Annotated in this window: 14 protein-coding genes, 2 pseudogenes and 1 other annotated feature; of the genes and pseudogenes, 15 read left to right on the forward strand and 1 reads right to left on the reverse strand. The window is 42.9% G+C overall.

All coding sequences use genetic code 11. The features are described from left to right. The 10 genes and pseudogenes from STRCR_RS06650 (at position 1) to mmuM (ending at position 6,933) form a co-directional block, all read left to right on the forward strand. A complete protein-coding gene (locus tag STRCR_RS06650; protein WP_004225591.1) occupies positions 1-495 on the forward strand; it encodes a hypothetical protein in 495 nt (164 codons plus the stop codon). Between the two features lie 80 nt (positions 496-575). Further along, positions 576-689, forward strand: a pseudogene (locus STRCR_RS12555) (lipoprotein BUG3); the annotation flags it as partial. A 183-nt stretch (positions 690-872) separates the two neighbouring features. After that, entirely contained in the window at positions 873-1,340 is a 468-nt protein-coding gene (locus tag STRCR_RS06660) for a hypothetical protein (RefSeq protein ID WP_004228322.1), read from the forward strand. Continuing rightward, the gene (locus STRCR_RS06665) at positions 1,337-3,019 is read left to right on the forward strand and encodes a lipase family protein (protein ID WP_004227109.1); all 1,683 of its coding nucleotides are present in this window, start codon (positions 1,337-1,339) and stop codon (positions 3,017-3,019) included. The genes STRCR_RS06660 and STRCR_RS06665 overlap by 4 nt, the downstream gene beginning before the upstream one ends. A 21-nt stretch (positions 3,020-3,040) precedes the next feature. Then, positions 3,041-3,322 (forward strand): hypothetical protein, encoded by a 282-nt coding sequence (locus STRCR_RS06670; RefSeq protein ID WP_004226084.1) that lies wholly within the window; start codon positions 3,041-3,043, stop codon positions 3,320-3,322. A gap of 8 nt (positions 3,323-3,330) precedes the next feature. Beyond that, a complete protein-coding gene (locus STRCR_RS06675; protein ID WP_004230046.1) occupies positions 3,331-3,696 on the forward strand; it encodes a hypothetical protein in 366 nt (121 codons plus the stop codon). 340 nt (positions 3,697-4,036) lie between these two features. Then, a pseudogene (locus STRCR_RS06680) lies at positions 4,037-4,204 on the forward strand (DUF1349 domain-containing protein); the annotation flags it as partial. Positions 4,205-4,222: 18 nt separating this feature from the next. Further along, positions 4,223-4,444, forward strand: a complete 222-nt coding sequence (locus tag STRCR_RS06685) for a hypothetical protein (RefSeq protein ID WP_004226310.1) — start codon at positions 4,223-4,225, stop codon at positions 4,442-4,444. A gap of 131 nt (positions 4,445-4,575) precedes the next feature. Continuing rightward, a complete protein-coding gene (locus tag STRCR_RS06690) occupies positions 4,576-5,949 on the forward strand; it encodes an amino acid permease (protein ID WP_004227644.1) in 1,374 nt (457 codons plus the stop codon). 36 nt (positions 5,950-5,985) lie between these two features. Then, entirely contained in the window at positions 5,986-6,933 is a 948-nt protein-coding gene (gene mmuM / locus STRCR_RS06695; protein WP_004226509.1) for a homocysteine S-methyltransferase, read from the forward strand. 235 nt (positions 6,934-7,168) lie between these two features. On the opposite strand, the gene STRCR_RS06700 is transcribed toward mmuM, so the two are convergent. After that, positions 7,169-8,341, reverse strand: coding sequence for an MFS transporter (locus tag STRCR_RS06700; protein WP_004229680.1), 1,173 nt, complete (start codon positions 8,339-8,341; stop codon positions 7,169-7,171). Between the two features lie 219 nt (positions 8,342-8,560). Continuing rightward, positions 8,561-8,719: a sequence feature (ribosomal protein L10 leader region), on the forward strand. Positions 8,720-8,745: 26 nt separating this feature from the next. On the opposite strand from STRCR_RS06700, the gene rplJ reads away from it, so the two are divergent. The 5 genes from rplJ to STRCR_RS06725 all read left to right on the forward strand — a co-directional run bounded on the left by rplJ (position 8,746) and on the right by STRCR_RS06725 (position 12,954). Beyond that, entirely contained in the window at positions 8,746-9,246 is a 501-nt protein-coding gene (gene rplJ / locus STRCR_RS06705) for a 50S ribosomal protein L10 (RefSeq protein ID WP_004228562.1), read from the forward strand. Positions 9,247-9,321: 75 nt separating this feature from the next. Continuing rightward, on the forward strand, positions 9,322-9,690 hold the full coding sequence (rplL, locus tag STRCR_RS06710; protein WP_002262825.1) for a 50S ribosomal protein L7/L12: 369 nt from the start codon (positions 9,322-9,324) through the stop codon (positions 9,688-9,690). A gap of 273 nt (positions 9,691-9,963) precedes the next feature. Beyond that, complete coding sequence (locus tag STRCR_RS06715) at positions 9,964-10,515, forward strand: carboxymuconolactone decarboxylase family protein (protein WP_040804930.1); 552 nt, start codon at positions 9,964-9,966, stop codon at positions 10,513-10,515. Positions 10,516-10,545: 30 nt separating this feature from the next. Next, a complete protein-coding gene (locus STRCR_RS06720) occupies positions 10,546-11,613 on the forward strand; it encodes an acyl-CoA dehydrogenase family protein (protein WP_040804932.1) in 1,068 nt (355 codons plus the stop codon). Positions 11,614-12,291: 678 nt separating this feature from the next. Then, positions 12,292-12,954, forward strand: coding sequence for a sugar transferase (locus STRCR_RS06725; RefSeq protein ID WP_004229881.1), 663 nt, complete (start codon positions 12,292-12,294; stop codon positions 12,952-12,954). The last annotated feature ends 13 nt before the right edge of the window (positions 12,955-12,967 follow it).

A 12,967-nucleotide genomic window follows, 5' to 3' on the forward strand; every position in this document is an offset into this window, starting at 1 on the left:
ATGAAGAAAAGCACCAAGATCACATTAATCAGTCTAGCAGCGTTAGCCATTTTAGCAGGAATAGGAGGCAATCTGATCGCAGTCAGAGTTATTAGCAGTCGTTATCAGGCCTTTGGCAAAGCCAAACTAGCCCAAGATATAAAGGAAGCTGAGAAAAAGCAGCGAGAAGAAGAGAAGACGACCAAGGCAAAGCAGCTGGCTTATCTTAAGGAACATGAGCAGGAAATTGTGGATTTTGTAAAATCTGAATATCCGACGATTGAGTCGGTTCAAATTGATTGGTCAACGATGACTGTCGATCAAGCTGGTAACGGAACTCCACAAGGTGGTGACTATTACTTATCTATTAGTGGAACATTTAACCATATTGATGATACATTCATTGTTTTAGATTTTTATTTAGATTCAGAAGAATCTTTACCAGATATTAAAAATATTGGTATGCTAAATCCTCCGCATATTTTAAGAGGTGATGTTTGGGAGATTTATGAATAAATCTAGAACGAACTACCTATTAGGAGGTTTTGTGAAGAAAAGCACTGAGGTAGCATTAATAACAATTTTAGGAACAGGATGATGAAAAGGCGGTTAAGAAGCAGCAATTGGCTTATGTCAAAGAATACCAACAGGAGATTGTGGACTTTGTTAAATCACAGAGACCTAAGATTGAATCGGTTCAGATTAATTGGTAGGATACAAAATGGAGCTAAGGTTGGCTTTTTGAATCAGAATATTATTAATATTCATGGTGATATAAACCATATTGAAGATTCTAGTTTGGGGATTGGTATTTCCCTTAATGATGATAGTACAGTCAGTCTGTACAGGAAGGTCCGAGATGAAGCATCTAAGTTAAAAATGAGGAGGCTCTTATGAAAAAGTCAACAAAGATAACTTTGTTTAGTTTAGCAGCGTTAGCCATTTTAGCAGGAATAGGAGGAACTCTAATGGTAGCCAATGATTTTAACAGCCGCTTTGAAGCCTTTGTCAAAGCCAAACGAGAGCAACAAGCAAAAGAAGCTGAGAAAAAGAAGCAAGAAGAAAAGATGACACCACATGAACGGCAGTTAGCCTACCTCAAAAAACACCAGCAGAAAATTATAGATTTAGTCAAAAAGTCGAATCCGAAGGTTGAGAGCGTTCAGATTGACTGGAAGCAGACAAAGTGGGAAGAACCAGGAATGTTTCAGAAAAATGGTAATATATTAATTTTTGGAAAAGTCAATAACATTGAGGATTCTGATTGGAGAGTAGATGTTCCTGTGAATGATGATGATACTATTGATATTAACGGTATTGGTATAGGACAAAATGTGACAGTGGGAGGTGATTTTCTTTGAGCAACTGGAACTTGGATAATTTTAATGATATTTATGCTTCTTTAGCTGAAAGTGCATACACAGGAAGGCCTTCAAACTTCCCGTATGAATCACAGTCAGACGGGAGAAAGAAAAGGCTGGATTCTGGGCAGTCAGTCAAGTTTGATTTTTCAAAAGATGGAGAATACAAAGGTCAAGTCACCGAAGGTACTTCCGGAGGAAATTATCCCGATAAAAGCGATCCCAACGCCAGTAAAACGGAGCTCTACCTCCAGCCTGATGAAACGCTTCATACGGAGAAGGAGAAAGGGACTTATCGTGTCCCCGATCCTAATGGCGGCTATCATGATGAGGAGTATGAGACTGGCAAGTCTTATCAAAAGGGTCTCCTGACGGACGAAAAGGCAGGCTTCAATGCTTACTATGTCTCGGATACGGAGAAGATTGACAGCTCAACCAAAAACACTTACTTTGTTGTTCGCGGCAGTGATGGGATGGGGATGGATACCCTCAATGACTGGATCGGTAACGATGCTAAGTTTGCGGTAACGGGTCAGTATATCCCGCAAGCTAAGTTAGCCAACAAGGCTATGAAGGTCAAGATCGCAGAACTAAAAGAGGTCTCTCCTAAAGCCAAGATGAATGTGACAGGACACTCACTGGGAACCATCGTCTCCGCTCAGGCAGTCGCTAATCTTAGCTATGATGAGCTGGGTCATGTTGGCAAGGTCGTCCTCTTTGACGGTCCCGATGTCTCTGACAGTCTGAAAAAGATGGACGGCGTCTCTGACAAAAAAATTCAAGAGGCGGGAAAACATGTGACCTATTATGTCAATCCCTTTGATATTGTGAGCATGCTCAATCGGGACAAGCCTTGGAAAGACCAGTTCGGGAACGTCAAAGTGATTGTTCCCAGCAAGTATACGAAAACATTTGATGGGGACCACTCTTCCCATGATTTTGGCGCCTTTCAAATTGACAGTCATGGGGCTCCCTTAGTAGCTTCTAAACATTATCATCCCGAACTCTTAAAAGCCGGTCATGATTTAGCCAAGCTGGAGAAAAAGTGTCTGAACCAACTGCTTGGCAAAGACGTCGATCCCTCCTTCGCCTCAGCCATTATGGAAATGATAAAGAATGGGATTTCTAACACCAGTTTGGCTGCCACGCTAGGCATCAGCGTTGCAGAGGCAGCTAAAGTCATCAGTGATTTTAATTCAGAGTATAAGGCTATTGTCAAAAAGGCTCAAAAAGAAGGCATCAAATGGGATAGGGATAATATCAGCAGTTTTCACGATAAGATAAAACATGCGACAGGGGCACAGAAGATCCTGCTTCGGACCGAGTTGCTGTACATGGCGACCCAGCTGGCGGAAGAAGATGTCACGAATAAGGTTGAAGCGGCCAAGAAGCATATCAGTGACGTTAAGGACGAAGTGAAAGTACTTTCTGAGGTAACGATAGCCGCGTCAAAAGTCTTGGGGGCGCACCTCAGCGACAGTGAGATTGAAGAGCTGACGGCCGAGATAGAGATGTCCAATGTTTGGGATGACGGGACAGAAGAAGCCGATAAATCTGCGCTGGATACCTATAAGAATAAACTGAGCACCTTTTCTTCTGACCTAGTTTATGCGGCGCAAAATATCGAAGCTGTGGATGCTCAGCAGGCAGGAGATATTTTTGCCAATCTCTCACAATAGCGAAAAATAGGGGAAAACTACATGTCAAAAAAGAAAAAAAGTGATGAATTTGATCTAGAAGAATTTCTAAAAAAGCAGGAACGGGCGGCTATTAAGGCAATCGTTTCAGCAGCCTCCTCTGCTATTAAAAGTAAGGGAACCAGCTTGAAATCAAGCCTAGAGAAAGATGCGAAAGCTTTGAAAACTTATACTTCAACTTATAAAAAGAACATTGCGGATGGATTAGAAGGCCAAGCAGCTCAGGCAGCATCGGATTTTCTCACCCAGCTTCCTAAGCCTACCTTGGAAAATCCGATTAGTTAGGGGATGCAATGGTGACGATTAATAATAAGATTAGAGAACTTGATGACCAATATGAAAGTGATTTAAGGGTTATTCAAAGCAAACGAGACAGTTTAGAAGAGGATTACCAGCGTTTTATGCAGGTAACAGACGACTTGAAAGAACAAGTTTACCAAGCCACTTTAAAGCGTGAAATGGAACTGTCTCCAGAAGCAAAAGGTCATTTATATCAAATGGATATTAATACCGATGATTTCAAATCAAAGTTTCAGAAAGAAATAGCTGAATTGGATGAGGAGCAATCCCAACTGAAAAAAGAATATGACAAGCAGGTTGAAAAAATTTATGAAGAAAGCCGCCAAGATCAAGACGACAACACCGACAGTGCCACATGAGCGGGTACATAGTTGCGTATCGCAGACGATCAGTTCTTGCAAGTCGGATCTGATTCAGTCCTACATTTTAAGTTTGGCGGTCAATTTCCGTCCACAGGATGTAGGTCTTGTTTTTTTTTGTGATAGGCTAAACTAGGAAGAGTCTAGGGCAAAAATCCAAACTCGTTAGCATGGTTCTAGAGTTACCAGATTGACGTAGTAGTTGATTGGCAGTCCTTATCTTTGGGAGCCGTCCTATTTTCAATGATGATTAATTGGAGATGGGCTTATGAAAACATTTGAGTCAAAAAATTTTATTTGAACAGATCAGTTAGTAGATGTCAGTTATAACGCGGATACCATGGAGATGACCACAGCACCGCATACAGATCTCTGGCAAAAGACCTATTATCACTTTATTAATGATAACGCCCTTGTTCTTTTGGTACCAGTTGACGACCAGTATTTTCCGTTTACGGTTAATACGACCTTTGCGGACAGCCACCATCGTTTTGACCAATCTGGAATTGGCAACGCTACCTAGGATATGAAAAAAGCTCTCCTATTAAAAATAAGTGAGCTAAAAATCTATAAATCAGGTTTTAAAGGGCTGACCGCTAAGGTTGGCTTTTTGTTTATGATTTCCAGCCAGTTTTTCTCAGAGAGAAAAACAAGAAAACCACTAGCTAAGCTGGTGGCTGATAAAGATCCTAGCTTCCACTTATTTCTGTTTTTCTTTTATGAGCGTAAATATATTTATGTAAATTAAAAACTAGAAACTCACTGGCACCAATCAAAACTGCCCAATTAATTTTTTATATGACTTCATAGAAAATAACTATGTCCTAAGGGCTGCTGATTCGTGTTATCATAGATAGTAATTTGTTACTTGGAGGTAGTATGGACAATCATAATTTTGAAAACCAAGGAAAATTTCAGCGTAAGATGACCAGTCGCCATCTCTTTATGCTCTCCCTAGGTGGGGTTATTGGGACTGGATTGTTCCTGAGTTCAGGCTATACCATTGCCCAAGCAGGGCCACTGGGCGCTGTGCTGTCTTATTTAGTAGGGGCGGTAGTGGTCTATCTGGTCATGCTCTCCTTAGGGGAGCTGGCAGTAGCTATGCCGGTGACAGGCTCTTTTCACACTTATGCTACTAAATTTATTAGTCCGGGGACTGGTTTTACGGTAGCCTGGCTCTATTGGATTTGTTGGACGGTGGCCTTAGGGACAGAGTTCCTCGCAGCTGGTATGCTGGTTGAACGCTGGATTTCCATACCAGCTTGGATATCGGCGGCTTTCTTTGCCTTAGTTGTTTTTGCTATCAATGCCCTTTCAGTGCGATCCTTTGCTGAGACAGAATCGTTCTTTTCTAGTATTAAAGTACTAGCTATTGTCGTTTTTATTGCGCTAGGCTTGGGAGCCATGCTGGGCTTGGTTTCTTTCAATGGGCACCATCATCCTGTTCTCTTTGAGAATCTAACGGCTCAAGGTGCCTTTCCAAAAGGTTTTATTGCAGTGATTTCTGTCATGCTCAATGTCAACTATGCCTTTTCAGGAACTGAGCTGATCGGGATTGCAGCGGGGGAAACGGACAATCCAAAGGAGGCTGTACCAAAGGCTATCAAGACGACTATCGGCCGTTTGGTTATCTTTTTTGTCCTGACTATTCTAGTTTTAGCTTCCCTTTTGCCTATGAAAGAAGCGGGTGTAACAGATGCACCGTTTGTGCTGGTCTTTGACAAGATGGGTATTCCTTATGCTGGTGATATTATGAATTTCGTCATCCTGACGGCTATTCTGTCGGCCGGGAATTCCGGTCTCTATGCTTCCAGCCGGATGCTCTGGTCACTGGCTAACGAAGGCATGTTGGATAAGCGGGTCGTCAAAATCAATAAACACGGTGTTCCTATGCGGGCGATGTTACTGTCTATGCTGGGGGCTGGTTTGTCGCTCTTTGCTAGTTTCTATGCAGCCTCAACGGTCTATCTGGCTTTGGTCTCTATTGCCGGTTTTGCCGTGGTTGCAGTCTGGTTATCCATTCCGGTTTCTCAGATAAATTTCCGCAAGGTTTGGCTCAAAGATCACAGCGACAGTGACCTGGACTATAAAACGCCTTTTAATCCTATTTTGCCTTATATCACTATTATTCTTTTAGGCCTGTCTATCATCGGCATTGCTTGGGATAAGGAGCAGCGGGCTGGGCTATATTTCGGCCTTCCTTTTGTTGCTTTCTGTTACCTTTATCATTATTGGCGTTATAAAAAGTTTTGATAACAGTTCGAATCATTGTTTTGAGGAGGAAAATTCATGGGAAGATTTAAGGATTTATTGACCAGTCAAGACAACCTGATTTTGCATGGGGCTTTGGGAACAGAGTTGGAGTACCGTGGTTATGATGTCTCTGGTAAACTCTGGTCAGCCAAGTACCTTTTGGAAGATCCACAGGCTATTCAAGATATTCACGAAACTTATTTGCGGGCAGGCAGTGACATTGTCACTACGGCCTCCTATCAAGCAACCTTACCGGGACTTGAAGAATATGGCTTGTCTGAAGAGGAAGCTAAGGCGGTTATCGCTTCAACAGTCAGTATTGCCAAGGCTGCCCGAGATCAAGTCTGGTCTGAACTGGCAGGAGAAGAACAGGCTAAGCGTCCCTATCCTTTAATCTCTGGAGATATCGGTCCTTATGCTGCTTATTTGGCTGATGGTTCAGAGTATACCGGTGCCTATGGCTCTGTCACCAAGAAAGAACTGATGGACTTTCATCGCCCTCGGATAGCTATTTTGCAGGATCAGGGAGTGGACTTGCTGGCTTTAGAAACGATACCTAATCTTCTAGAAGTTCAGGCTCTGGTCGACTTGTTGGCTAGCGAATTTCCGGGCATGGAAGCTTATATGAGCTTTACTTCTCAAGACGGTTTGTCTATTTCAGATGGAACGCCTATTGCAGAAGTAGCTCCTCTAGTTGATGACAGTCGGCAGATTTTAGCACTTGGTCTCAATTGCAGTTCTCCCAGTGTTTACCCAAGTTTTTTGCAGGGGCTGAGGAACTATAGCCAGAAACCTTTGGTAACCTATCCTAACTCTGGTGAGGTCTACGATGGCGCTAGTCAGACTTGGACCAAGGATCCAGACCATTCACACACCCTCTTGGAAAATACGTTGGAATGGCAGAAGCTGGGAGCCAAAGTGGTCGGTGGCTGCTGCCGGACCAGACCGAGCGATATTCAAATCCTATCCAGTCGCTTAAGATAGGCTGTTGGCTGTTAAGTCTATTTACATTCTAGTATCTTCTATCCTTACTATTAGGAGGGGGGGGCGGACAGTCATGAGGGCTGTGCTCTCACCTGTGAAGATGATGTATAAAAGTCCGACAACAAGATTAAAAAACGAACAAAGCTAGATTTCCAATGATGAGAATTCTAATTTTGTTCGTTTTTTGTATCAAGCAGCAATGAAACTCTTCTTATCTCAGCCTCACTGCTTCATTTTATAAAATGCTATCAGTCTTTTCAAAAGCTACCAAGGAAAGTCCCATTATCCCAGCCATTAGCGCTAAAATCCAGAGCAGAGCCTCCCAAGATCCAAAAAGTTCTTGACTATATCCCAGGAGGAATGGACCGATGGCTGCTAAAAGGTAGCCGCCTGTTTGCACCATACCTGATAAGCGTGCGGTGTTTTGAGCTGTGGTCGTTTTAAGATTGAAACTAACGAGCATATAGGGAAATAAAGCCGCGACGGATAATCCTAGGCTGACATGCCCAAGAGCCCAAAAGAAATAGGTTTTTGGAGCAGAAAGGAGAATAGCAATCCCAAGAAAGGTCAAACCGGCAAATCCTAACATGGTCCAAGTGCGCTGCTGACTCTTTTGACTTGTAACCAGATTTGGGATTGTCAAAGACATAGGCAGACTAACCAGATTGTAGAGCCCTAGGAGTGATCCAGCCTGACTGGCTGAGAAACCAGCGGCCTGAGACAAGGTAGGAAGCCAGGTCATCTCGGTATAAAAAAGCAGCGATTGCAAGCCACCAAAAATCAAAAGGGCTAAGGCATATTTATTTGTCCAGAGATTTTGCTGGGAAGGCTCTGCTGTCTTAGTCTCCATTTGGACTTGAGCATTTTTGCTGACATTAGGCAGCCATAGGATAAAGGCCAATAAAACGATAGCAGATAGGCAAAGAATAAAGCCGCGCCAACGGATGATGTGAGTGATAGGAGAAGCCAATGAGGTAAAAATTGTAGATGATAAGCCCATAACGCTGGTGTAAAGAGTCGTATAAATCCCAACCTTATGCGGGAAATAGCGAGCCACGATACTAGGCAAAAGGACATTGACACAGGCAATAGTAGCCCCGACGACCACTGTTCCTAGGTAGAGAGTCGGTAGAGCAATAACCCGTAGGGCAGAGCCTATCGCCATAAGAAACAAGATGACTGCCATCAAGCGCTCTAGGCCAAAGCGCTGGGCCAGCTTAGGGGCCAAGGATGAAAAGAAGGCAAACATCAACAGCGGTATGGAGGTTAAAGCTCCCAAAGAGCTAACAGGGACCTCCAAACTCTTAGCGATATTAGATAATATAGTTGGGATAGTGGTAAATGGTGAGCGCATGACAATCCCCAGCATAACTAGACCAACGACTATCCAGATGCGTTTTTGTTTCATGATGAATACCTTTCGTAATAAATTTATTATCATCATATCAAATCTTATAGGAGTTTTCATCTCCTCACGCAAACTTCAACGTTAGTATGTTACAAAGGTAAGCTACTCCCCATAACACATGCTATCTTGTATTTATACAGGTGAGCCGTCATAAAGAAAAGTGCCAGCTACTTAAAATAAAAGTCTTGACAGGAATGTATTGGCATGTTAATATAGTTACGGTTTTAAGAAAACCGACCTAAGACAGCAGGGGAGTTCAACTCATAAACATCCTGCCGAGGCACAAAAACGTAAAATCTTGGCCAACTTGCTTGGCTAGTCTATAAACGTATTTGTACTTTCGTGTCTAGGTTTGGATGCGATTTTTTCGTTTCCAGACAAAATAAAAACGGAGGTAAAACTTAATGAGTGAAGCTGTTATTGCTAAAAAAGCTGAATTGGTTGATGCAGTTGCTGAAAAAATGAAAGCTGCTGCGTCTATCGTTGTCGTTGACTCACGCGGTCTGACAGTTGAGCAAGACACCAATCTTCGCCGTTCACTTCGTGAATCTGGTGTTGAATTTAAAGTCATTAAAAACTCAATCTTGACTCGTGCTGCTGAAAAAGCAGGTCTTGACGATATGAAGGACCTTTTTGTTGGACCATCTGCTGTAGCCTTCTCAAACGAAGACGTCGTAGCCCCAGCAAAAATCATCAACGATTTTGCTAAAGAAGCTGAAGCACTTGAAATTAAGGGTGGTGCCGTTGAGGGTGCTGTTTCTTCAGTCGAAGAAATCAAAGCTCTGGCTGCTCTGCCAAACCGCGAAGGTATGCTTTCTATGCTCCTTTCTGTGCTTCAAGCGCCTGTACGCAACGTTGCTTACGCTGTCAAGGCTGTTGCCGACAGCAAAGACGAAGTGGCATAAGTATCATCAGTCGCTTTTCAGACGCAGCCTAGTGCTGCAAACCATTAAACAATAAAATTTTTGGAGGAAATCACAATGGCATTGAACATTGAAAACATTATTGCTGAAATTAAAGAAGCGTCAATCCTTGAATTGAACGACCTTGTAAAAGCTATCGAAGAAGAATTTGGCGTAACTGCAGCTGCTCCTGTAGCTGCTGCTGGTGCTGCTGGCGGAGAAGAAGCTGCAGCTAAAGATTCATTCGATATCGAATTGACTGCTGGCGGCGACAAGAAAGTTGCTGTTATCAAAGTTGTTCGTGAAATCACAGGCGAAGGTCTTAAAGAAGCTAAAGGTCTTGTTGATAACGCACCATCTGTTCTTAAAGAAGGCGTTGCAGCAGCAGAAGCTGAAGAACTTAAGGCTAAACTTGAAGAAGCTGGAGCTACTGTTACTCTTAAATAATCATTTACTGATTGTTTAAAACAGAAAGCCGAATTTAAAAGCCTTTTCGTGTTAGTGTTAAGGCAATGAAATACCAAAGTCTCCTCGTTATTTTGCGGGGAGGCTTTTTTCTGTTTCTCGAGATGGGTATACTGTATATTGCTTATTTTCTGAATACTTCTCCTCATATTTGCCATATAGATTGTTTATGGCTGACCATAAAAAATTTAGACTATGCAGAGTGCGCGGGAGATGGTATCCTATCAGCAATATCAAAAGAATCGAGGTTATTTTATGTCTAAATTTACTATACATACCATCGACACTGCACCTGAGGAAGTCAAAGAAACCCTGCGCGCGGTTGAAAAGGATAACGGCGGTTATATTCCTAATCTTATCGGGTTATTGGCCAATGCACCGACAGCACTGGAAACTTACCGCACTGTTGGAGCTATTAACCGCCGCAATTCTCTGACACCGACAGAGAGGGAGGTTGTTCAGATTACTGCGGCTGTAACTAATGGCTGTGCCTTTTGTGTCGCCGGTCACACGGCCTTTTCGATTAAGCAAATTCAAATGTCCCCGGATCTTTTGGAAGCGCTGCGCAACAGTACGCCTATCGACAGCGATCCCAAGCTGGATACGCTGGCTAAATTTACCATTGCCGTGATTAACACCAAGGGACGTGTCGGAGATGAAGCCTTTGCTGATTTTTTGGAGGCGGGCTATACTCGAGAAAATGCTCTTGATGTTGTCTTAGGGGTTAGCCTAGCATCGCTCTGCAATTATGCTAATAATATGGCGGATACACCGATTAATCCAGAATTGCAGCAATATGCAAAATAATTCCGCATGAGGAAAAAGGGGGGGATGACGATGGCTTACTTTTCAGAAAAATTTATAACTTGGCTGGATGCCCATGCCGATCAGATTGACAAAGAATCCGGTGAACTGGCTGATCAGCTCTTGGAGCGCATTGCAGCAGAAGGTGTTTTTGGTATTGCGGTGCCTGAAATCTATGGCGGTCAAGGCGGCAGCAAGACAGAAGTCGTCGAATTTTTGTCAGAGCTGGCTCAGCATTCACTGACGGCTTCCTTTATATCGTGGGGCCATCGGACCTTTATTGAAATGCTTCTTGCTAGTAGCAATGACCTCCTGAAAAAGTCTTGGCTGCCGGATTTATTGACAGGGAAGCTGGCCGCCGGAACAGCTCTGTCAAATGCTACTAAATTTCTATCAAAGATTGAAGAGCTCAATGTTACCTTGGTAGAACAAGATGGGAAATACTATCTGAGAGGAAGGCTTCCTTGGGTAACGAATCTGCGTTCAGATCGTTTTGCGGCTGTTTTTGCGGCTCAATTTGAAGACAGCAGCAAAGAACCTATCGTTTTGGTCATTCCTTCCGAAGCAGCTGGATTATCGCGGTCAGCTGATTTAGAATTTGCAGCCCTGCAAGGTTCTAACACGGCAGCCTTAAGCTTTGATAATGTGCCTTTGGATGATCGTTGGATACTATCTGGTGATGCTAGAAGCTTTTTGGCTCAGACGCGTCCGGAATTTTTGGGCTATCAATTCGGTCTGGCCTTTGGCTTAATAGAGCGCTCATTGGATGAGGTAGCGCAAAGCCTAAGCAGCAATCGTTCAGTCCTTAAGCAGGAGTACGATGATACCAAGGACAAGCTGACAGCTCTTCGGCAGTGCCTGTTTACAGGTCTGGAATCAGAAAAGGACTTTATTGAAGATCCTCGTCAGCTCTTTCAGCTGCGTATTGATATTGTTGATATTGTCGCTGACAGCTTACTGTTAGAATTGCAGGCAAGCGGCGGCAGAGGTTATCTGAAAGGGTCTGCCTCTGGTTTTATCCGTCGCTGGAATGAAGGAGCTTTTTTGCCGATTGTTTCTCCAAGTGCTGTGCAGCTTCGGCATATTTTGACAAGGGCTTAATCAGACAAACATGGTATTGCTGTATGCTCCCTTCACAGTGGCCGGCGACAAATAAAGGTTCATACCGACTGTAGTGTTAGTAGTCAACGAAAAGCTAATAGCTTTAAAATCAAGCGATAGATCATTGCAAATTCAACACGCCTACGTTTTTGAGATAATAGATAAGATTTACCCTGAGTCTTTCGGTTAATGGCCTTACATCAAGCGCTATTTTTATACAGTTTTTTAAATGCTTCTTGTATCTTGATTTCAGCTTTTTGTACTGTTGAGAATGGAACAAAAGTCTTGCCTCCTATTTAACTTTATGATATAAGATAGAGCAGTTTGACGTAGCGGTTGAGCATAGGACTCGTTGTTCTGGCTGGCTTGATATGTTAATAGCAAGGTCGGTTTATGCTATCTAGAGTGCAGTTTAAAATACTCATCTCTTTGAGAGGTTTGATAGTCAAGGTGGATTGAGTGGTATTGATGCTCAGTCCGCTTTTTGAGTGTGCTCTTAAAGAAAAGTTAAGAAGCTTTACAAGGGCTGACATTTTAAGTTAACACCATTGAAATAGAAGTCTAAAAATGATAAAATTAAGCTACTTTATCGTGTGTTTTAAGCTATTTGGGAGAGCGATTGAAGATACATCCGTGTCTTTAAACGGAAGAGTAGAATTTAGATGGAGAGATGTTCCTGTGTTCAATGGTAGAACCTATAAACACAAAGTTCAAACGAGTATTTACAGTCGATTTATCAAGCGTTTATTGGATATTTTAGTCGGCCTGGTTGGGACGGTTGTTTTTTTCGTGCCCTTGGCTTTGATTATTGCTGTCTTTTACCTTTTTGGAAAAGATAGGGGCCCTATCATTTTCAGACAGGAGCGGATGGGCTTACATGGCAAAAGCTTTAAGATTATGAAGTTTCGATCCATGGTGGTTAATGCTGAGGAGCTCTTGGAGAGGGACGAAAAACTTTATCAAACCTACGTTGCTCACGGATATAAGTTTCCGGAAGGCCAAGATCCTCGCCTGACTAAGATTGGCGCCTTCATTCGTAAAACGAGCTTGGATGAATTTCCCCAGTTTATCAATATTCTCAAAGGAGATATGAGTCTGATTGGACCGCGGCCGATTTTAGCAGCGGAATTAGAAGAATATACTGAGCGGGAGCAAAAAAAGCTCTTGTCTGTTAAGCCAGGAGCGACTGGTTGGTGGCAAGTTTCTGGGCGCAGTGATGTCCATTATCCAGAGCGTTGTGAATTGGAGCTCTATTATCAGCGAAATTTTTCCTTTGGCTTAGATGTTAAAATTTTCTTTTTAACGATCAAGCAGGTGTTTCGGGGAGAAGGAGCTCATTGATGTGTAGACTTTT

Source organism: Streptococcus criceti HS-6, from assembly GCF_000187975.2.
In the GTDB taxonomy this organism is placed as follows: Bacteria; Bacillota; Bacilli; order Lactobacillales; family Streptococcaceae; genus Streptococcus; species Streptococcus criceti.